Consider the following 20,181-nt stretch of genomic DNA (forward strand, 5'->3'; position numbering starts at 1 on the left):
ACGGTGGTGGATCGGATCGGTGCCGACGTCGGCACCTCGCACCGGATCGGCGTCGACTTCGGCACCTCGCACACGGTCGCGGTGAGCGGGGCGACGCCGCTGCTGTTCGACGCCTCGCCGCTGCTGCCCTCGGCGGTGTTCGCCGACGGCGACGGGCGGCTGCTGACCGGTCGCGACGCCTACCGCAGCGGCCAGGTCGACCCGGCGCGCTGGGAGCCGAACCCGAAACGCCGGGTCGACGAGGGCACGCTGCTGCTCGGCGAGCGGGAGGTACCGGTGCGGGTGGCGGTCGCGGCGGTGCTGGCCCGCGTCGGCGAGGAGGCCAAGCGGACGCTCGGCGGCGCCGGCGCCGAGACCGTGCTGACCCATCCCGCCGGGTGGGCCGGTGCGCGCCGGTCGGTGCTCGTCGACGCCGCGGCGCTCGCCGGGTTCGGCCCTGTGCGGCTGGTGGCCGAGCCGGTGGCGGCGGCGTCGTACTTCACGACGGTGGTGGGGCACCGGGTGCCGTCCGGGTCTGCGGTGGTGGTCTACGACTTCGGTGCCGGCACGTTCGATGTGAGCGTGCTGCGCCGCACTGACACCGGCGGCTGGGACGTGGTCGCCACCGATGGGCTGCCCGAGGTCGGCGGTCTGGACCTCGACGCCGCGCTGGTCGGGTTCGTCGGCCGCAGCGTCGATGCCGACGTGTGGGCGCGCCTGACGGCGCCGGCGACGACGGTCGACCAGCGGCACCGGCGGCTGCTGTGGGAGGACGCGCGGGCGGTCAAGGAGCAGCTGAGCCGCGAGCCGAGCGCCACGCTCGTGGTGCCGGTCGTCGACCGGGACGTCCTGGTGACCCGCGACGAACTGGAGGAGCTGGCCCACCCGTGGATCGGGCGCACCGTCGACCTGACCGTCGCGACGATGCGCCGCGGCGGGGTGACCGTCGACCGGCTGGCGGGGGTGTTCCTGGTCGGCGGGTCGAGCCGCATCCCGCTGGTGGCCACGATGCTGCACCGGGCCCTCGGCGTCCCGCCCGTGGTGCTCGAACAGCCGGAGCTGGTGGTGGCGCAGGGCAGCCTGCACGCGGTCCCACCGCTGGCGGAACCCGCGGCGGAGCGGGAGCCCCCGACGGCCCAAACCCCGACGGAACCGGAGCCGGATCCGCCGCCCGGGCGGCCCCGGTCCGGGCCGGCCGCCCATGAGGGGGAGGCGACCCGGTCGTGGCTGCCCGCGACAGGGCTCGGCCTGACCATGCTGATCGTGCTGCTCGCCTTCGCCGACCCGGTGCGGCCGGGGCTGTTCGCCGGTGCGGGAACCGTGCTGCGGCCGGCGACGGTGCTGCCGTTCCTGGCGACGGTGCTGCTCGTCGCCGGTGCCCGGCGGACCCTGCCGGCGCGGCCCGGTGCCTCGCTGTGGTTCGGCGCGGTCGCCGGCGTGAGCGCGGTGACCGTACTGCACGGGATCATCACGGTGGCCCGGCTGATGCGGCCGGCGGGCAGCTGGGGCGTCTACGGGCGCACCGACCTCGGCACCCGCGCGGTGCTGCTGGTCAGCGTCGCCGCGCTGCTGGCGAGCCTGGCGCTGCTGGTGTCGCGGGGGGTGGCCGACCCGGAGCGGTTCGGGTGGCGGGGTGCGGTGGCCGCGGTCCTCGCCGGGGCGCTGCCGGGCGCGAGCGCGTACACCTCGGTGCGGTGGGACGAGTTCGCCCGGTTCACCGGTTCGGAGGGTCCGCTGGAGCCGACCCTGGCCAAGTCGTACATGGCGGTGACGGCGCCGGTGGTGTTCGGCCTGGCGGTCGGGTGGGCGGTCGTGATGGTCACGGCGGCGTTCGCCGGCCGCGCGGCCGGTGCGGTAGCGGGCCGGTCGGGGCGGCGGTGGCTGCACCGGGCCGGGGTCGTGCTGCTCGCGGTGGCCGGCGCGGTCCTGTTCAGGTTCATGATCGACGAGCGGGAGCACCTGAAGTACGAGCAGGTCCACATCGGCGACGACGAGGGGTGGCTCGGCCCGGCGACGGCGGTGTGGCGGAACACCGTCGCCGGCGTGCACCCGGCCGTCGTCCTCGGCGCGCTGCTCGTGCTGACCGCCGCGGCGTACGGGGTGGTGCGCGCGCGTCAGAGCCAGATCCGCTCCGGCGGGTCGTGACGCAGGAACGCGTGGTGGGAGATGTCCCAGCCGTAGGCGCCGGCGTTGCCGAACACCACGACGTCACCGACGCGCAGCCGGGTCACCGGGGTGTCGCGGGCCAGGACGTCGCGCGGGGTGCACAGTTCGCCGGTCACGGTCACCGCGGTGCCCCGGACCTCGGGACGCGGGTACGGGTGCGGCCAGTCGTCGACCGGCAGCACGGTGAACGGGTGGCTGTAGCCCCACGCGGCCGGTAGCCGGAAGTGGTGGGTGCCGCCGCGCAGCACCGCGAACCACGTGCCGTGCGCGGCCTTGAGGTCGAGCACCTCGGCGGCGTACCAGCCGGCCGGCGCGGCGAGGTACCGCCCGGGCTCGAACACCAGCCGCCCGTCGGCGGGCAGGGCTGCCAGCGCGGCGAGGTCGAACGCGCGGTCGCCGGTGTAGTCGACGCCGAACCCGCCGCCCACGTTGATCGTGCGCAGGGTGATCCCGTGGGTCCGGGCCGCGTCCACGCTCCAGCGGACCGCGTCGGTCACGAACGCCGCGTGCGCGGCGGCGTCGAGGTTGTTGGAGACCGCGTGCAGGTGGAACCCGGTGACGTCGAACCGGTGGTGACGCGCGAGCGCGACCGCGGCGGGCAGGTCGGCCCCGGTGAGCCCGAACGGGGTGGCGGTGCCGGTCATGCGGTGGCTGCCGCCGAGGTCGGCCCCGGCCCGGTTCACCCGCAGCGCCACCGTCGCGGGCCGGCCGACCTGGGCCAGGCGGTGCAGCTCGAGCAGGCTCTCGACGTTGATCTCGGCACCGGCGTCGACGGCGGCGGCCAGCTCGGCCGGGGTTTTGGCGGGCCCGGCGAAGGCGATGCGGCCCGGGTGGCGCCGGGCCAGGTCGAGCTCCCCGCCGGAGGCGACGTCGAACCCGTCGACGGTGCCGGCGAGCGCGGCGAGCGCACGCGGGTCCCCGTTCGCCTTGACCGCGTACAGCAGCGCGGCGCCCGACGGCAGCGCCGCTCTGACGGCCCTGGCGCGTTCGCGCAGGACGGAGCCGTCGTACACGTAGACGCAGCGGGGCCGCGCGGTGGCGAGGATCGCCTCCCGTACGGGGTCCGGAAGGTTCATCGGCTCAGGCGCCGTGCAGCGGGTTGGGGACGTCGACGTACAGGTCGCCGGCGCCGGCCAGGCGCATGCGCACCAGCGCCTTGTGCGGCATCCGCGGCGCGGTCCAGAAGGCGTGGTCGGCGGCTGCGTCGGCGGGGTCGACTGTCGGGTCGCGCCGCAGGTCGTCGTAGACCTCGTCGACGACGTCGCGGACGGCGTGCCAGGCGGCGGTCTCGTCGAGGCCGGCGGTGTCGGCGAGGTGGCGGACCAGTTCGCCGAGGTGGGCCTGCAGGGCGGTGTAGCCGAGCTTGGACCGCATCACGGTCAGGTCGTCGGTGCCGACGACGGAGCCGGGCCACAGGTCGGGGCGGTGGCCGCGGGCGGCCAGGCGCGGCAGGTGCACCCGCAGACCGGCGACGTCGCGGAGCACCATCCGTACCGGGTGGCCGCCGCGGAAGACCGGCAGGCAGTTCTGCAGGTGCGCCTCGAGGCCGATGCCGTGGCGGGTCGCCAGGCGCAGCAGCGGCGGCAGCAGCACCCGCGTGTAGGAGGCGAGGAACGGCAGCGCGCCCACGCGGTCGCGCCGCAGGAGCCCGCCCACGACGCTGCTGGTCTCCCCGGGTGGGGTGACGGTGAGCGCGGTCGCCGGCAGGGCGGTCTCGTCGGGTCGCAGCGTGCCGGACAGGCCGGTGCGCAGGATCGCGGTGACGTCGCGGGGGGCGTCGGCGCAGGCGGAGCCGCCGGTCTCGGCGAGCAGCAGCACCGGTTCGTCGGCGAGCAGGTCGGCGAGCAGCGCGCTGAGGACCGGGCCGTTGCGGCTGCTGGCGATGGAGATGGTGCGGCGGGTGGAGGTCACCTGGATGTCCAGCGACAGCTTGAGGTAGCCGTGGCCGGGCACGTGCAGGGTCCGCAGGGCGGCGGTGGGCGTGGCCGGCAGCGGCGCGACCGGCAGGTCGGTGAGCACGCCGGCGGCGAACAGGTCGGCGCGGGTGCGGCGCAGGTGGCCGAGCTGCCAGGCGTGCACGGGCTGGGCCAGGTGGGTGCGGGTGCCGCCGACGCCGAGGGCCCGGCCGAGATCGTCGCCGACGAGGCGGTCGCGGCGGACGCCGACGAATGCGACGTGGGTGTGGCCGGCCTCCAGGTCGTGGGCGAGGGTGTCGGCGACCGACCAGCCGAGGCGGGTGCGGGCGCACGGGTGCAGGTTGTGGCCCTCGGTGGCCAGGCGTTCGTAGCCGGCGGCGAGCGCGTCGGGATCGCCGGTCGCCGCGGGCGGTCCGGGCCGGCGGGTGTAGGCGAGGGCGAGGGTGGCGACGGCGCTGCCGAGCTCGGCGGGCAGGCCGCCGCCGAGGGCCGCGCCGAGGTCGGTGATGAGGTCCAGCGGCGGGGCGGGCAGCTCGCCGACGGGTTCGGCCCGGCCGAAGCCGTGCCAGCGGGCGGCGACCGGGCCCTTCGGGGTGTCGATGGCGTGCGTGGAGGCGGTGACGCCGGCCAGCCGTTCGCGGTGCAGCGCGCCGATCAGGCGGCGGGCGACGTGGTCGGCGGCGTGCGGCAGGGCAGCCAGGTAGGCCTCGTGGCGGGCGGGGTCGAGGGCGCGCAGCTCGCGGCCGGTGTCGTCGAGCCGTTCGAGGGTGGCCGACAGCGCTACCGCGGTCCCCGTCGGGTGCGGATGGGTGGCGCCGGTGCTGGTCACCGGTCGGCCAGGGGGTTGGGCACGTGGGTCCAGATGTCGTCGACGGTATCGGCCAGCCGCATCGCAGTCATCGCCTTCAATGGCAGGGTGGTCCGGGCGAGGAGGTGCTGCGGGGCGGGGACGGCCGCCCACAGCACGGCCGGTTCGGTGTGGAACCGCCGGGACAGGTGCGCGACCAGCCCGGCGAGCACCGTCGCGACGGCCGAGGCCAGCACCTTGGTCTCCAGGTCGGCGGGGTCGTCGGTGGGGACGTCGCCGAGCAGCGGCGGCACCTCGACCCCGTGCCGGGCCAGGGTGCGCGGGCGCACCCGGACGCCGCCGAAGTCGCGGTAGAGGAGGCGGTGCGGTGCGCCGTCACGCAGGACGAGGACGAGGTTCTGGCCGTGGGCCTCCAGCCCGACGCCGAGGTCGAGGAGCCGGAACAGCGGCGGCAGCAGCAGGCGGGCGAACGCGGCGAGGAACGTGACGGGGTCGTCGGTGAGGTCCTCGACGCGGGGGCGGCCGGCGGTCAGGGCCGCTACCGGCAGCGCGCGTTCGCCGGGGTGCAGCGCCGGCGCGTCGCGGACGACGACCGCGAGGTCGCGGCTAGGGACGCCGTCGACGAGGGCGGCGCCGGCGGCGCGTTCGGCGAGGATGCCGAATGTGGGTGTGGTCAGCGGCCGCAGGAGCCGCGACAGGGCCGGGCCGTTGTGGACGGCCGCCGCGGAGACGGTGCGGGTGGCGCTGGTCATGCCGACCCGCACGGCCGTCTTGAGGTGGGCGTCCGCGGTGGCCAGGGTCCGTAGGGACATCAGGGGACGCGCTGAGCGCCGCTCGCCCGTGTCGCGCAGCCAGGGGTGGGTGTCGCGGACGCGGTCCCACTGCCAGGGGTGCATCGGCAGGAGGGGCGGCAGGGTGCCGGTCCAGCGGTCGTCGGGGACGGCGATGACGGGCAGGTCGACGGTGGGGTGGTGCTCGGGGGCGTAGGCGAGCACCTCGGCGACGGTCATGCCGGTGCGGGTGCGGCAGCAGGGGTGCAGCGGGTGTCCGTCCACGATGGACTGTTCCGCGTCCGTCAGCCCGGCGGGGCCGGCGGAGTCGGGGGGCCGGGTGGTGCGGGCGAGGGCCAGGTTGGCGACGCTGTCGTCGAGTTCGGCGGCGAACGCGGGCCGGTGCGGCCACAGGGCGGCGGCCAGGGCGGCGGGGTGCCGGTGCCCGCCGACGGTGAGGTCGTCGGGTGGCGGTGCGAACGGTTCGGCGGCCGCGGGCGGCCCGGAGACGCCGTGGACGTGCAGCGGTTCGCGGACGATGGCGCCCCACAGCCGGCCCAGCACCGCGGCCCGGGCGCCCGGGAGGGCGGCGGCGAACCCGTCGGCGAGGTCGGGTCGGTGGGTGCGCAGCCAGCCGGCGTGCTCCCGTTCGCAGGGGGAAGTCGGTGGGGACAACGGTGGCTGATCCTCGCAATGGGCCGGAAGTTAGGCGAGCCTAACTCTAGCTCCGGGCCGATCTTTCACCGCACCGGGGCAACCCTCCTAGCATCCTAGGACGCCGTACGCGTTGTGATCTGCGCCCACCGACACAGCAACGACGGGGGAGGGCAGTTGATCTTGAGATGAGGGTAGGACTGGACCCATGACTCCTCCCTGGACCGGCATCGCCGTCGCCCTGGCCACCCTGTTCGACGACGAGAAGACCGTGGCGGTGGAGCAGACCGCCGAACACGCGGCCCGGCTGGTCGAGGCGGGCGTGCGGGCGGTGGTCGTCGCCGGGTCCACCGGTGAGGCGGCGGCGCTGACCGACACCGAACGCGTCGCGCTGCTCGCCGCCGTCCGGGCGGCGTGCCCCGACGTACCCGTGGTCGCCGGTGCCTCGGCCGAGTGGTGGCGTCCGGCGGCCGAGCGGGTCGTCGCCGCGGTGTCGGCGGGTGCCGACGCGGTGCTCGTCGCGCCACCGCGGTCCGGGGACCTCGACAGGTACTTCACCAACGTGGCGGCGGCCGCCGGTCAGGTGCCGGTGCTGGCGTACCACTTCCCGCCGAACGCCGGTGGGCCGGTTCCCGTCGAGGCGCTGGCCGGCCTGCCGGTACAGGGCATCAAGGACTCCACCGGCGACCCGGAGCGGATGCTGGCGCAGCTCGAGTCCTGGTCGGGCTGGATCTACTCGGGCGCGGCGGTGCTGACCAGCTACGCGGCGACGGTCGGTGCGGCCGGGTCGATCCTGGCGGCGGCGAACATCGCGCCGGAGGACTGTGTGGCGGCGTGGAGCGGCGACGGAAAGGCGCAGCGGCGGCTGCTCGCGGTGCACCGGGCGTGCCGGTCGCGGTTCCCGCACGGTCTGAAGGAGGCGATGGCGCAGCGCTGGTCGACGCCGGTGGGGTCCCGTCTGGGCTGACGCGCCGCCCCTGACGCCGCCCTCAGCCCAGGACGAGGCCGACGGCCAGGACGGCGATCACCACGCTGGACACGGTCGCGGTGGCGAACCGGCCCCGCGGGCCGGTGAGCACCCGGCCGAGCAGCCCGCCGCCGGCGGCGAGCAGAAGCTGCCAGCTGGCCGAGGCGAGGAACGCCGCCGCGACGAACACCACAGCGGTCACGGCGTCGCTGTCGCCCTGGCGGCCGAGCACCAGCGCGGTGAAGTACACGACCGTCGACGGGTTGAGCACGGTCAGGGCGAGCAGCCCGAGGAAGGCCCGGCCGGGGCTGGTGAGCCCCCGGACCGCCTTGACCGTCGGTGCGTCCGTGCGGGCCCGCCACGCGGTGTAGGCGGTGCGGGCGGCGAGCGCGAGCAGCACGACCATCGCGGCCCAGCGCAGCGGCCCCGATACCGGTTCGACGAGCCGGGCCACGGCGGCACCGCCGACGACGGCGAGGGCGCAGTAGAGCCCGTCGGCGGTGGCGACCCCGAGGGCGGCGGCCGACCCGATCCGCAGCGACGTGCGGGCGGTGAGGCTGATCAGGAGGGCGGCGATGGCTCCGACGGGTACGGCGACGGCGTAGCCGGCGACCATGCCGGCGAGGGCGGCCTCGCCGAGGCCGGCGGTCACCGCTGGGGGACGGGCGCCGTTCCGGTGGGGGAGCCGGGCTGCTGTCGCCGTGCGCCCGTCGCCGCGAGGGCCGGGGACACGCGATGCGCTCGGGCTCTGGTCACGGGCAGATGGTGCGCCGCCGGATCCGGTGACTTCAACGGGTTTTCCGGTGACCCAGGGTTGTGGTGACGCAGTCCACAGACGGCGCCGCACCGGGCTTCCTAGGGTGGGCCGGTGCGTCTCGGGCTGGTGCGGTACCTGACGGGTGCGACCCTCGCCCGCACCGCCGACGCGATGTCCGGGCCGGCGCTGCTGCTGCTCGGTCTGGCCGTCGTCGGGTCGACGGGTCCGGCGTCGCTGCTGTTCGCGGGTCTCACGGTGGCGTCGGCGGCCGGTGGGCCGGTGCTCGGGGTGCTGTTCGACCGGTCGGCGCGGCCGGGTCGGCTGCTGGCGCTCGCCCTGGCCGGCTTCGCCGCCGGCCTGACGGTCGCGGCGGTGACCCTGGGCCGGTGGCCGCTCGCCGTCGTGGTCGGGGTCGCGGTGGGGGCGGGCCTGCTCGTCCCGGCGCTGTCGGGTGGATGGACCGCGCAGCTCGGCGACGTCGTACCGGCGGCCTCGTTGCGGCGGGCCCAGTCGTTGGACGCGGCGACCTACAACGTGGGTGGGCTGGCCGGCCCGGGGGTCACCGCGGCGGTGGCGGGCCTGTGGGGTGCCGGCTGGGCGGTGGCGGCGTCGATCGTCCTGCTGGCCCTGGCCGTCCCGGTCGCGGCGACGCTGCCGCCGCCGTCGCGGGCGCCGTTAACGTCGTCGGTTCCGGCGGCGTTGCGGGCCGGGGTGACCGCGATCGTGTCCATCGCGGGGCTGCGGCGGATCACGGTCGCCTCGGTGGTGGCGTTCGTCGGGTTCGGGATGTTCATCGTGGCGTGCCCGCTGCTGGGGCTGCGGCACTTCGACAGCACCGCCCGGGGCGCGTCGCTGCTGTCGGTGATGGCCGTCGGGGCGCTGGTGGCGACGGTGCTGCTGGCCCGGTGGCCGCTGCCCGTGCGTCCCGACACGTTCTTCGTGATCGCGACGGTGGTCTCGACGGCCTCGCTCACCGCGCAGGCCCTCGCCCCGTCGGCCGTGCTGGTGGTGGTCGCGGTCGCGGTGCTGGGGATCGCCGACGGCCCGCAGCTGGCCGCGGTGATCGCGGTGCGGCACCGGGAGGCGCCGGAGCAGCTGCGGGCGCAGGTGTTCACGACCGGTGCGAGCCTGAAGGTGACCGCGGGTGCGCTGGGTGCGGCGCTGGCCGGCGTGCTGGCGGCGCATTCGGTGACGCTGGTGCTGCTCGTCGCGGCGGGTACGCAGGTGCTGGCGCTGGTGGCGTTCGCCGCGGTGCGGGTGCGGCGTGGTCAGCCGGCGGCGGCGGCGGCCGCCTGACGGTCCCAGGTGGTGACCATGACCCCGACGACGAACACCTGTGCGGGCAGGGACAGCGTGGGCAGCTCGGCCTGGATCCGGTTGCCCCAGAATCCCGTCTTGCGGATCGTGCCGACGACGTTGTCGCCGATGAGGAGCTCCTGCGTGCTGGCCCAGATGGAGGCGCGGCGGAACCGGTGCGGCTTGCCGTCGGCGACCACGGTCCAGTGCTTGCGGCCGGCCTTCTCGGCGGTGGCGACGGTGCCGCCGGCGGCGTCGGTCATCGTGAACCGGTTGGTCCAGGTGGTGGCGTCGACGCGGTAGCGCTGGCCGGCGAGGACGATGTCGCCGCCGCCGCGCCAGAACCTGGGGTTCCACTCGGCGACGGGCGTGCCGTTGACGCGGATGTCGTAGCGGTGCCCGAACACGCCCGACTTGGTGGCCTCCAGCATGGTCCTCAGGCTAGGGCGGGGCCGCCACCACCGCCGTCCGGAAGAACTCAACTTGACGTAATGTTCATTATCGAACCGGCGCGGGGATCGGTGGGGATCGTACGGTGACGGGCATGCAGATTCCCCGGCTCGGACCGGTCACCGAGGACGACGTGGAGCGGTACCGCACGGACGAGCCGGTCCCCGTGCCGGTGCTCGGCGGCGGCAGGTTCCACGTGTTCCTGGACGGTTACGACGACGATCCGGACCGTGACGAGACGCACGCGGTCATCGGCGCGTTCCTGGACCTCGACGCGTCGGTGCTGCGGGCGGCGGCTCCCGCGGTCTACGACTACTACCTCGACACCGTGGCGGACCTGCGCGCCGCCGGTCTGGAGGTTCCGGTGCGCATCGGCGGTCCCGACGAGGTCTTCGACCACGTGCGGTTCGGTGAGATCACCGTCGTTCGGGACGGCGCGGAGGGTGACGGACCGGTATATGTGTCGATCGAGTGCGAGTGTGCGTGGGAGCCGGAGCACGGGCTGCAGATCGTGTTCCGTGCGGGCCGGTCGGTGACGAAGGTGGGCCCGTACGACGGCGACCTGACCACCGACGGCGACACCCCGTCCGGCACCCCGTACGCGCGTCGGACGGGAAATGTCGGAGCGCTCTGATAAGAAGATCCGAACACATGTTCGTGAGAGGGGATGATGGTATGCCGACCCGTACCGCCCCCGGCCTGTCCGCCGATGAGCTGGCCCGTATCAGAGACACCCTGGCCGCCGGGCGTAAGCCCCGGGTGGTGTTTCGTCCCGGTGCCGGCGACCAGATGGCGGGTCAGGTCGGGCAGGTCGTCAAGTTGACCGATCCGGAGGCGTCCGACGACTGGGTGGTGGTGCGGTTCCGGGGTGATGACCTGCCCTTCTCCCCCGCCGACCTGGAGATCCCGTCGAAGTCCAAGCCGCCGGCCCCGCAGGCGCCGGCGGTCGCAGAGTCCGTGTCCGCAACCCTGCCCGGCCCTCGAGAGGAGCCTTCCGTGGCGACTTCCACCACCGTCAATGGCGCCGGTCGCCCCGTGAAGGGCGCCAAGGCGGCGCCTGCTCCGGTCGTCACCGACACGCCGGTCGACTCCGCGGCCGACCGGGCGGCGGAGAAGGCCGCCGCGGTGAAGAGGGCGACGGAACCGGCGGCCAGGCCGGAGCCGGTGGCCGAAGCGGCACCGGATGCCGCGCCGGTGCCGGCCGCCCAGAGCGCCAAGCCGGCCAGGAAGGCGGCCAAGCCGAAGGCGCCGCCGTCGTTGACGGTGACGCTCACCTACGCCGAGGGCGAGTGGATGGTGGGTGCGACGCAGGGGTCGAAGGCCCTGGCGAAGCCGTACGTCATCAAGCCGGCCGAGGCGCTGAAGATGGTGTCGATGCTCGACGTGCCGGGCGTGCACGACGCGGTCGACGAGATCGTGTCGGCGGCGCGGGCCGAGGCCGAGCAGCAGGCGGAGAAGCTGCGGGCCGAACTGGCCGAGATCGAGTCGCGGCTGGCGGAGCTCCGCGAGGCCGGCTGACAGCAGGGCCGCGGCCGCACACGGCAGACACGCCGCGGGTGTCGTCCCTGGTCGGACGGGCCCGTGGCGTGGCAGGATCTCGGCCTTGTGAGCGCCTTATGAGCAGCGCCCTATGAGCAGGGCCTTGTGAGCACCGTCGCCGGCGAGCACGGCGTCGGGCCGGGGCCGACGGGTACCGCGACCGTGCAGGCGTGGCGGGCGCCGCTGGTCTGGCGGGTGCTGATGGTCGCCGCTCGGGTCGTCGTCGGGTGTGTGGGGCGGCTGCGGGTCACCGGTGACGTGCCGGAGTCCCTGCGCGGTACGCCGGTCGTGGTGGCGGTCAACCACGTCGGGAACTTCGACCCGCTCGTGCTCGTGGCGGCGATGCGGGTCCGGCGGCTGGCGCCGCGGCTGCTGGCGACCGCCGGGCTGTTCCGGGCGCCGGTGATCGGGCGGGTGCTGCGGGCCTGCGGGCACATCCCGGTGAACCGCCGGTCGACGTCGGCGGCCGACGCGTTGCACGAGGCCGAGGCGGCGTTGGCGGCCGGGGCGTTGGTGGCGCTGTATCCGGAGGGCCGCATCGGGCTCGACCCGGGCATGTGGCCCGAGCGGGGCAAGACCGGCCTGGCGCGGCTGGCGCTGCGGTCCGGGGCGACGGTGCTGCCGGTGGCGCAGTGGGGCGCCCACGAGGTGGTGGCGTACCACGGTGCCGGCGCGATGGTGGCCCGGTTCCTCGGGTCGGTGGTGCGGCGTCCGGTGCTGCGGGTGCACTTCGGTCCGCCGGTCCCCCTCGACGACCTGCCCGCCGACGCGCCCGGGGTGGCGCTGCGGGCCACCGAGCGGATCATGTCTGCGGTCACCGACGCGTTGGAGCCGCTGCGCGTCGACGAGCCGCGCCTTCCCCGTCACATCGATGCGACCCGGCCGCTGTCGACGGCCCGCACCGCCGACCGGCGCCACCGCGGCCCCGTACCGGAGGAGCGGGGTTAGGAGCCGTCGCGGGTCTCGCGGCGGATGCGCAGGTACGCGAGCACCGCCTCACGTGTCGTGCGGACGCCGAGGACCTCGCGGGCCTCGGCGATGCGGCGGTTGGCGGTGCGCAGCGACAGGAATTCGGCGGCGGCCGCGGCGGCGATCGTCTCCCCGCCGGCCAGCCTCTCGAGCAGGGCCCGCTGCTCGGCGGCGAGCTGGGGTCCGCTGGCGGCGGGCTCGTCGGCCTCGCCGGCGACGGGTGCGTCGGGGTCCAGGCTCACCGGGCCGACGCGGGCCAGGTCGGCGTGCAGGGCGCGACCGACGTCGGAGCCGGCGTCGGTGATGGCGACGACGCCGGCACCGCGGGCGGCGGCGAGGACGGCGAGTTCGGCGGTGTCGGGGTCGGCGACGCGGCCGAAGAGCACCAGCCGGGATCCGGACACGTCCCAGGTGTTCTCGGGAAGGGCGAACCCCTCCCGGGTCGTCCAGCCGGCCCGGGCGAGCCTGCGCAGCACAGACGTGGCCTCCGCGCCGCCGTCGACGATGTAGCGGGGCGCGGCGGGGCTAGTGGTCATACGTCGCCTTCAAGCGATAACGCCTCCATCGCCAGTGCCGCCGCCTCGGTGCGGGTGCGGGCGCCCAGCTTACGCATTCCGGCGCGGATGTGCGTCTCCACCGTTTCGCGGGAGATGCCGAGCTGTCCGGCGATGCGGCGGGTCGGCTCGCCCTTGGCGACCAGACGCAGCACGTCACGTTCGCGGTCGGTGAGTTCGTCGCCGGCGCGGCGGCCGCGGGTGTCGCGGCGCACGGCGTGGCGGCGCAGGGCCCGGCGGGTGCGGCCGAGCAGGACGACGAGGCCGGCCTCCTCGGCGAGCTTCTCCGCCTGCAGGAGGGCGGGGACGGCCCGGTCGGGCTGGTCGTCGAACAGGCCGGCGGCCAGCAGCGAGCGGACCTCCTCGCGGCGGGCGACGTCGTGCCACTGCCCGGCGGCGTAGGTGAAGCCCTCGGCGGAGCGGTTGGCCCAGGCGGTGACGGTGGCCTCGACGACCGGCAGCGGTGGCGGGTCTGCGGCGACGGTGGCCGCTCCGATGTCGTGGGCGGCCCAGTTGGCGGTGATCTGCCGCAGGCCGTCGAGGAGTGGACCGGCGGAGCCCGTCCCGGGTGACAGGGCGACCTCGGGCTGCCCGTCGAGCCAGGCGGCTTCGCGGGCGACCCAGTCGACGACGGGGGCGGCGGGGCCGTGACCGGCGTCGGTGAGCCGGCCGCGGGCGGAGGCGAGCAGCCCGCCGTCGGCTTCGGTGAGGCTGACGGCGGCGGCGGCGTAGCCGCGGGCGATCGCCGGCAGGGTGCGGTCGGTGAGGTCGCCGGCGCGGCTGGTGACCTGGTCGAGGTCGGCGCCGCGCAGGGCGGTGCACCACAGCTGGGCGGCCAGGAACCGGGTCTGCCAGCTGTAGGCGAGGTCGGCGGCGCAGGCCGAGGCGGCGGTGGCGGCCGCGGAGGCGGCGTCGGCGAGGCGGCCGTCGGCGGTGAGGGTCTCCACCAGGAGCCAGGCGCTCCACCGGGCGGCGAGCGGGTCGCCGCCGGTGCCGGCGGCCGCGGCGGCGGTGGCCAGGCCGTACTCCCAGCCCGGTGACCGGTTCGCGGCCCGGACGGCGGCGAGGGCGGCGCGTAGGCCGAGGTGTGCCGGCTCGTCGCCGTGGACGGACCGGATGCGGGCCTCCTCGGCGGCGGCGTCGGCGAGCGCGCCGGTGCCGAGGACGCCGAGCAGCCGCAGCCGGTCACGGCCGCCGACGAGGTCGGGTGCGGCGTCGTCGGGGACGTCGGCGACGGCGGTGCGGGCCGCGGCGGCGGCCCCGGTCTGCAGCAGGGCCTCCCCCCGGAGGACGGCGGCGGTCGGGTCGCCGGGCAGCAGGTCGGGGCCGAGGACGCGCAGGCACGCCTGCGGGCGTCCGGCGACCAGCGCGGCGCGGGCGGCGGCGAGGCGGACCTCACCGCTGACCTCGACGCCCGGCAGGTCGCAGGCGAGCAGGAGCAGTTCGGCGCGTTCCCCGGACGAGGCGGTGCCCCCGGCGGCCTCGACGGCCATCGTGTACGCCTCGGCGGCGGCGCCGGCGGCGGCGAGGTGCCGGGCCGCTTCCCGTGCCGGTACGACGCCGGCGAGCCGGCGGTGCAGGGCGGCCCGTTCGGCGGGGTCGAGGAGCCCGGCGGCGATCTCGGCGACGAACGGTGAGACGGGGTTCGCGGTGGTGCCGGAGATCTCGATGAGACCGGCGGCGGCGAGCTCGGCCGCGCCCTCGCCCAGCATGGCGGCGGGTGCGGGCCGGCCGAGGAGACCCAGTGCGGCCATCGCGGTACGGGCGGGCCGGCCGAGGTCGGCCAGGGCGGTGGCGACGGCGTAGGCCAGGCCGCTGCCCTCGGTGTCGCCGTCGGGCGTGTCGGGGGTGGTGTCGGGGCGGCGGGCGGCCGCGCGGCGGGCCAGCGCGGTGATGGCCAGCGGGACCCCGCCGGCGCGGCGGACGATGTCGGCGACCGCGGCGGGTGACGCGGCCGGCGCGATCTGGCGGACCATGCCCTCGGCGACGGTGGCCGGCAGCGCCGGTGCGGGCAGCCACGCGGTCGCGGCGGCGCGCAGCGTCTGCTCGGCGTCGCCGGGGAGCCGGTGCGGTGTGCGCAACGTCACGGCGACGCGGCAGTGTGCGGCGATCGACGGCAGGGCGGCGACGGTGAGCGGGTCGGCCCACTGCAGGTCGTCGATGAGGAGCAGGCCGTGCCGCACGCGCGAGCGGACGGCCTCGGACAGCAGGGCCGGGTCGTGGACGGGCAGCCGCACCCGGACGGCGCGGGCCAGCGGCAGAGCGGCGACGCCGCGGAGCATGGCGAGGCCGCCGCCGGCGTAGACGGTGCCGCGGAAGCTTTCCTGCAGCCGGCGCAGCAGGGTCGACCGGCCGCTGCCGGGTGCGCCGGTGATGACGACGAGGCCGGGTTCGCGCAGGGCAGCGGCCGCGGCGGCGACCAGTTCCGCCGCCGGGTCGGACTGATCGAGCTGATCGACCGGGGCGGGTGTGCCCGAACCGGTGGAACCGGGTCCCCCGGCCGGTGGAGCGGCGCTGCCCGACGGCGGCGGAACAGGGACCGCACTGGGAACCCTGGCCCGGCCAACAGCCGGTGCCGGGCGCGCGGGCGCCCCGTCGGCAACCGAGCCGTCTGGTGCTTCGGGCACGTCGTCCTCCCCACGAGGTGGCACAAACATGGGATCCTGCCGCGGCAGGATATTCGTAGTCTGGTTGCCGACTGAGCCTGACATGGCAATCCGTGGGTGGTGGGGGACTATATGGGTGTAAACGACGCGGGCACGGAACGTTACGACAGCAGGAGCATGCCTGACTACGCGGATATTGTCGCCGACCGGACGCTCGGCGACCAAGGCGGTGTCGGACATGTGAACGATGTGAATCAAGAACGCCCGCCAGCCCTCACCCCCAGGAACGGCGCAGTCTGATCCCATGGCACCAGGACCGTTGAGCTCGCGGGTGGCCGACCTCTGTCAGGAGGTCGGCCACCGGCTCGGTGGTGGCACCCAGGCGCAGGTCTTCGACGTGCGCAGGCGGCTCGGTGAGCCGCTGCGGGTCGCCATCGCCGGCCGGTTGAAGGCCGGCAAGTCCACCCTCGTCAACGCCCTCATCGGGCGGCGGGTCGCACCGACCGAGGTCGGCGAATGCACCCGCATCGTCACCCAGTTCCGCTACGGCACCTCCGACCGCGTCGACGTCGTCCGCAAAAACGGCACCCGCGCCAGCCTGCCCCTCGACGAGGCCGGCATGATCCCGCAGAAGCTCGGGGTGCCCCGCAACGACATCGGCTACGTCGACGTCACCCTCACCAGCGACCACCTCCGCGACCTCACCGTCATCGACACACCCGGCCTCGCGTCGGCGAACCAGGCCGTCTCCGCGCAGGCACAGAAGTTCCTGTTCAACGAGGCCCCCATCGACGACGACCTCGACGAAGACTCCGCGCGGGCGCTGTCGGGCTCCGAAGCCATCATCTACGTCTTCACCCAGTCCGTACGCGAGGACGACGTGCAGGCCCTCGAAGCCTTCCGGTCGATGTCGGCCCGCCTGTCCAGCAACCCCATCAACTCCCTCGGACTGTTCAACAAGGTCGACAAGCTCGCCGGCAGCGGCGCCGACCCGTGGCCGGTCGCCGAGCCGCTCGCCTCCGACCAGGCCAAGGTGCTGCGCCGGGTCGTGTCCGACGTGGTGCCGATCGTCGGGCTGCTCGCCGAGACCACCGAGGCCGGCCGGCTGACCGCCGCCGACTGCGAGGCGCTGCGTCAGCTCGCCGCCCTGCCCCAGGGCGAACGGCAGGTGCTGCTCGCATCCGTCGACCTGTTCTGCAACCGCGAGTCGGCCGTGTCGCGGGAGGCCCGCGAACGGCTGCTGCGGCTGCTGGACCTGTACGGCATCAGCTTCGCCATCCACATGCTCGTGCGCCAGCCGCAGCTGGCCACCGGCGAGCTGGTACGGCTGCTCCTGCAGGCCTCCGGGTTCCTACGGCTGCGGCAGACCCTCGACCAGGCCTTCCGGTGGCGCAGCGACGCCATCAAAGCCGGCTGGGGCCTGTCCAGCCTGGAGAAGATCGCCAGCCACGCCGAACGTCCGCAGGACCGGGAGCTGCTGCGCGACGCGATCGAGCGGGTGCTGCAGCAGCCCGACTACCACCGGCTGCGGCTGCTGGAGGTGGCCCAGCTGGTCACCACCGGCGCCGTCGACCTGCCCGAGGACATGCAGGGCGAGCTGACCAAGCTCGCGCTGTCGACCGACCCGCAGTGGATCCTCAGCCTCCCCGGTGCGCCGGCCGACCACCTGGTCAAGGCGGCGCTGGAGGCGGCGACCCGGTGGCGGGCCTACGCCGTCGCCGGTGCCAGCCCCGCCCAGTCCCGGGTTGCGCTGGTGGCTCATCGTGGCTTCTATCTGTTGTCCCAGCGCGTGCGCGGCCAGGCTCATTTCAACTGAGCTCGTCTCACCTAGCAAAAACGGAGAAGCGTCGACATGTCCCCGAACAGCCTGCGGGTCCTCGCGGGCGCCGCAGCGGCGGTCATCGTTCTGCTGACCGGCATCGCCGTGGGCTTCATCGGCGCCGCGCCGGAGTGCCCCGCGCCGGCCGCGCCGCCGGCGCAGCAGACGACCCCCACCCCGGCGGCGACGTCGGCCGCGCCGACCGGCAACCCGAACAACCAGGGCGGGATCAACGACGGCGGCAACAACAACCAGGGCCAGGGTGACGGCACTCTCGGCGGCGGGGTCGGCCGTGACCGCACCGCCACCAACGGGGCCACCACCCCGCCCGACACCCGTCCGCAGGAGACGACCGCGGCCACCAACCAGGCCGCGCCCGCCCCGCAGGCCGCCACCGGGCCGGCGTGCGAGGGCGAGGAGTTCTCGCTGCTGGCCGCGGCCGCCGGGGTCGCCGGTGCCGGGCTCGCGTCGGTCACGCTGCTCGCGTTCCTCCTGGCCGCGCAGTCGCGCCGGCCGGTGGTCCCGGTGTCGGGTCCGCCGGCGGCCGCCGGGCCGTCGCGGGGTACCGACCCGCGCCTGGACGCCGACCGCGCGGCCCTGGTCCGCGCGTGCATCTACGTCCGGGACCGGGTCACCAGCCGCGCCCTGGCCGACCGGCTCGCCGCGGCCCTGCGCGACGCGGGCGTCAACGTGGTCGAACCCGTCGGTGAACGGTTCGACCCGGCCCGCCACGAGGCCGGTGGCGCCACCCCGGCCAAGGACCCGACCCAGACCGGCACCATCGCCGCCGTCGAGGTGCCCGGCTACGTCGACCGCAGCGGCCGCGTGCTGCGCGCCCCGGTCGTCACCGTCTACCAGGGCGGGCCCGGGGCACCGCAGGCGGCGCAGGGCGCCAACCCGGCGCTGAGCCAGCCGTCCGGGGCCTACCCGACGGTCAACCCGCCGTCCGGGGCGTACCCGACCGTGTCGCGCCGGACAGCGCCCGGCCCGAGCACCACACAGCAGCCGCGCCGCCGCGGCGAGGAGGACCGGTGACCCAGACCCAGCAACCCGCCGCGGCCGGGGGGCAGCGTCCGAACCCGGAACAGGCGATCGCGCAGCTGCTGAAGAAGGGCGTCGACGGCGGTCTGGCGTTCCTGCGCAAGATCGACCCCGACGCGGCCGCCGACCTCGACCAGGTCAAGCGCCGCGACGTCACCCGCCCCTCGATCGTGGTCGTCGGCGAGACCAAGCGCGGCAAGAGCTCGCTGACGAACATGCTCATCGGGGTGCCGAACCTGTCGCCGGTCGACGCGGCCGTGGCCACGTCGTCGTTCATCGAGTTCCGCTACTCGACCACGCTCGGCGCCCGCGCATGGGTGCCCGGCCGCGAGGACCCGGTGCCGCTGAGCCACGGCGACCTGCGTGACTGGGGCACCGTGCTCGGGCGGATGCCCGACGGGATGCGTCCGCCGCGGCGTATCGAGGTGCACCACAACGCGCCGCTGCTGCAGTACCTGACCGTCATCGACACCCCGGGTGTCGGCGGTCTGGACCCGCTGCACGCCGAGGTCGCCCTCGACGCCGTCGAGCGGGCCACCGCGCTGCTGTTCATCGTCGACGCGTCCTCGCCGTTCTCCAAGCCGGAGCTGGACTTCCTCATCGAGGCCAGCAAACGGGTCAACTTCGTCATCTTCGGGCTGACCAAGTGCGACGCCTACCCGGGCTGGCGGCGGATCCTGGAGGACAACAAGGGCCAGCTGCAGGCGCACGCCCCCCGGTTCGGCAGCGCGCCCTGGTACCCGGTGTCGGCGCGGCTGGCCGAGATGGCCATGTCGATGCCGCCGGAGCCGCAGGCCGAGCTGATCCGCGAGTCGCGGATCGCCGAGCTGCAGCACGCCCTGATCGACCTGGCCAAGAAGGGCCACGCGCTGCAGCTGTCGAACGTGCTGCGGTCGGTGCGCTCGGAGATCATCCGGCTCGACCAGGAGATCGGCGAGCGGATGAAGTCCACCGACCCCGACCCGGCCGACGTGCAGCGGGCCAAGGACGAGCGGGCCAAGGTCGCCGCCCGCAAGCGCACCGAGTCGCGGCAGTGGTCGCTCGCCCTGAACACGGAGACGCAGCGGGCCCGGGTCGAGGCGACCACGCGGCTGCGGATGTACGTGACGAAGCTGCAGGAGGACTACCTCAACAAGATCGACAAGGCGTCGGGCAGCGAGATGAAGAACCTCCCCCAGGAGGTCGACCGGTCGCTGCACGCCCTGTCGGTGCGCCTGTCGCACGACCTGGAGTTCCGGTTCCGCAAGGTCGGCGAGCGGGTCCTCGCCCAGGTGTTCCACCCGCACGAGCTGCAGTACGTGCTGCGTCAGCTCAACGCCCGGCTGCGGCACGCGCTGACCACCCGCCCCCGGCGTGAGGGTGGTGGCGGCGACGGCGCCATGGTCGCCATGTCCAGCGCCGGTATCGCGTTCATGGCCGGCCGCGGCGCGATGGCCGGTGCGTCCGCCGGTGCGGCCGCGATGGGACTGGGTGCGGCCGGTCTCGCGATCCCGGTCGTCGGTATCGCCATCGGTCTCGGCGCCGGCGCCTACATGATCTTCAAGCGGCGGTCGATGACCGACAAGCAGGCCACCCGGCAGTGGCTGCGCGAGGTCCTCAACGACGCCCGCGCCGCGCTGTCCGACGAGATCATGCACCGGTTCACCGACCTGCAGTACGCGCTGACGCTCGCCCTCGACGAGGCGATCGAGCGGCGACTCAAGCAGCTCGACGACCACATCGCCAACATCGACAAGTCGATGGCCGAGGACAAGGCCGAGCGGGCCAAGAAGCGGGCCGCGCTGGTGCAGGAGCGTGAGGGCCTGCGGGCCCGGATCAAACAGCTCGACGAGGTACTGGTCCGGGTCCGCCAGCTGCTGCCGGCCGCACCCGCCGAGAGTCAGGGGTAAG

General features: G+C 75.1%; 16 protein-coding genes. 9 read left to right on the forward strand and 7 right to left on the reverse strand.

What is annotated here, in order from left to right; all coding sequences use genetic code 11:
* The first annotated feature begins 3 nt into the window (after positions 1-3).
* Positions 4-2,124 carry an Hsp70 family protein gene (locus Voc01_RS41150; RefSeq protein ID WP_203933142.1) on the forward strand — a complete coding sequence of 707 codons (2,121 nt, stop codon included), beginning with the start codon at positions 4-6 and terminating at the stop codon, positions 2,122-2,124.
* On the opposite strand, the gene Voc01_RS41155 is transcribed toward Voc01_RS41150, so the two are convergent.
* The 3 genes from Voc01_RS41155 to Voc01_RS41165 are packed head-to-tail and all read right to left on the reverse strand — an operon-like array spanning position 2,094 to position 6,314.
* The gene (locus Voc01_RS41155) at positions 2,094-3,221 is read right to left on the reverse strand and encodes an alanine racemase (RefSeq protein WP_203933143.1); all 1,128 of its coding nucleotides are present in this window, start codon (positions 3,219-3,221) and stop codon (positions 2,094-2,096) included. The genes Voc01_RS41150 and Voc01_RS41155 overlap by 31 nt on opposite strands.
* 4 nt (positions 3,222-3,225) lie before the next feature.
* Positions 3,226-4,890 (reverse strand): IucA/IucC family protein, encoded by a 1,665-nt coding sequence (locus tag Voc01_RS41160; protein ID WP_203933144.1) that lies wholly within the window; start codon positions 4,888-4,890, stop codon positions 3,226-3,228.
* Positions 4,887-6,314 (reverse strand): IucA/IucC family protein, encoded by a 1,428-nt coding sequence (locus tag Voc01_RS41165; RefSeq protein WP_239160859.1) that lies wholly within the window; start codon positions 6,312-6,314, stop codon positions 4,887-4,889. The genes Voc01_RS41160 and Voc01_RS41165 overlap by 4 nt, the downstream gene beginning before the upstream one ends.
* Before the next feature lie 187 nt (positions 6,315-6,501).
* On the opposite strand from Voc01_RS41165, the gene Voc01_RS41170 reads away from it, so the two are divergent.
* A complete protein-coding gene (locus tag Voc01_RS41170) occupies positions 6,502-7,260 on the forward strand; it encodes a dihydrodipicolinate synthase family protein (protein ID WP_203933145.1) in 759 nt (252 codons plus the stop codon).
* A gap of 22 nt (positions 7,261-7,282) precedes the next feature.
* Here Voc01_RS41170 and Voc01_RS41175 read toward each other — a convergent pair whose 3' ends face one another.
* Positions 7,283-7,876 (reverse strand): LysE family transporter, encoded by a 594-nt coding sequence (locus tag Voc01_RS41175; protein ID WP_203933206.1) that lies wholly within the window; start codon positions 7,874-7,876, stop codon positions 7,283-7,285.
* 252 nt (positions 7,877-8,128) lie between these two features.
* Here Voc01_RS41175 and Voc01_RS41180 point away from each other — a divergent pair, with 252 nt between their 5' ends.
* Positions 8,129-9,313, forward strand: a complete 1,185-nt coding sequence (locus tag Voc01_RS41180; RefSeq protein WP_203933146.1) for an MFS transporter — start codon at positions 8,129-8,131, stop codon at positions 9,311-9,313.
* On the opposite strand, the gene Voc01_RS41185 is transcribed toward Voc01_RS41180, so the two are convergent.
* Positions 9,286-9,744, reverse strand: a complete 459-nt coding sequence (locus tag Voc01_RS41185) for a hypothetical protein (protein ID WP_203933147.1) — start codon at positions 9,742-9,744, stop codon at positions 9,286-9,288. The two genes, Voc01_RS41180 and Voc01_RS41185, sit on opposite strands and share 28 nt — an antisense overlap.
* 113 nt (positions 9,745-9,857) lie before the next feature.
* On the opposite strand from Voc01_RS41185, the gene Voc01_RS41190 reads away from it, so the two are divergent.
* The 3 genes from Voc01_RS41190 to Voc01_RS41200 all read left to right on the forward strand — a co-directional run bounded on the left by Voc01_RS41190 (position 9,858) and on the right by Voc01_RS41200 (position 12,250).
* Positions 9,858-10,397, forward strand: a complete 540-nt coding sequence (locus Voc01_RS41190) for a DUF6985 domain-containing protein (RefSeq protein WP_203933148.1) — start codon at positions 9,858-9,860, stop codon at positions 10,395-10,397.
* A gap of 155 nt (positions 10,398-10,552) precedes the next feature.
* Positions 10,553-11,281 carry a hypothetical protein gene (locus tag Voc01_RS41195; protein WP_445009835.1) on the forward strand — a complete coding sequence of 243 codons (729 nt, stop codon included), beginning with the start codon at positions 10,553-10,555 and terminating at the stop codon, positions 11,279-11,281.
* A gap of 222 nt (positions 11,282-11,503) precedes the next feature.
* Entirely contained in the window at positions 11,504-12,250 is a 747-nt protein-coding gene (locus Voc01_RS41200) for a lysophospholipid acyltransferase family protein (RefSeq protein WP_203933207.1), read from the forward strand.
* Here Voc01_RS41200 and Voc01_RS41205 read toward each other — a convergent pair.
* Positions 12,247-12,807: a LuxR family transcriptional regulator gene (locus tag Voc01_RS41205; RefSeq protein WP_203933150.1), complete on the reverse strand. Its 561-nt coding sequence runs from the start codon at positions 12,805-12,807 to the stop codon at positions 12,247-12,249. The genes Voc01_RS41200 and Voc01_RS41205 overlap by 4 nt on opposite strands.
* Complete coding sequence (locus Voc01_RS41210; protein WP_239160860.1) at positions 12,804-15,452, reverse strand: helix-turn-helix transcriptional regulator; 2,649 nt, start codon at positions 15,450-15,452, stop codon at positions 12,804-12,806. Before Voc01_RS41210 ends, Voc01_RS41205 begins: the two co-directional genes overlap by 4 nt.
* Positions 15,453-15,735: 283 nt before the next feature.
* On the opposite strand from Voc01_RS41210, the gene Voc01_RS41215 reads away from it, so the two are divergent.
* From Voc01_RS41215 to Voc01_RS41225, 3 genes are read left to right on the forward strand one after another with little or no spacing between them, the layout of a single operon-like run.
* Complete coding sequence (locus Voc01_RS41215; protein WP_203933152.1) at positions 15,736-17,247, forward strand: dynamin family protein; 1,512 nt, start codon at positions 15,736-15,738, stop codon at positions 17,245-17,247.
* A 36-nt stretch (positions 17,248-17,283) separates the two neighbouring features.
* Positions 17,284-18,285 (forward strand): nucleotide exchange factor GrpE, encoded by a 1,002-nt coding sequence (locus tag Voc01_RS53620; RefSeq protein WP_239160861.1) that lies wholly within the window; start codon positions 17,284-17,286, stop codon positions 18,283-18,285.
* Positions 18,282-20,180 (forward strand): dynamin family protein, encoded by a 1,899-nt coding sequence (locus Voc01_RS41225; protein WP_239160862.1) that lies wholly within the window; start codon positions 18,282-18,284, stop codon positions 20,178-20,180. Before Voc01_RS53620 ends, Voc01_RS41225 begins: the two co-directional genes overlap by 4 nt.
* The last annotated feature ends 1 nt before the right edge of the window (position 20,181 follow it).

The sequence above is a fragment of the Virgisporangium ochraceum genome, from assembly GCF_016863655.1.
In the GTDB taxonomy this organism is placed as follows: Bacteria; Actinomycetota; Actinomycetes; order Mycobacteriales; family Micromonosporaceae; genus Virgisporangium; species Virgisporangium ochraceum.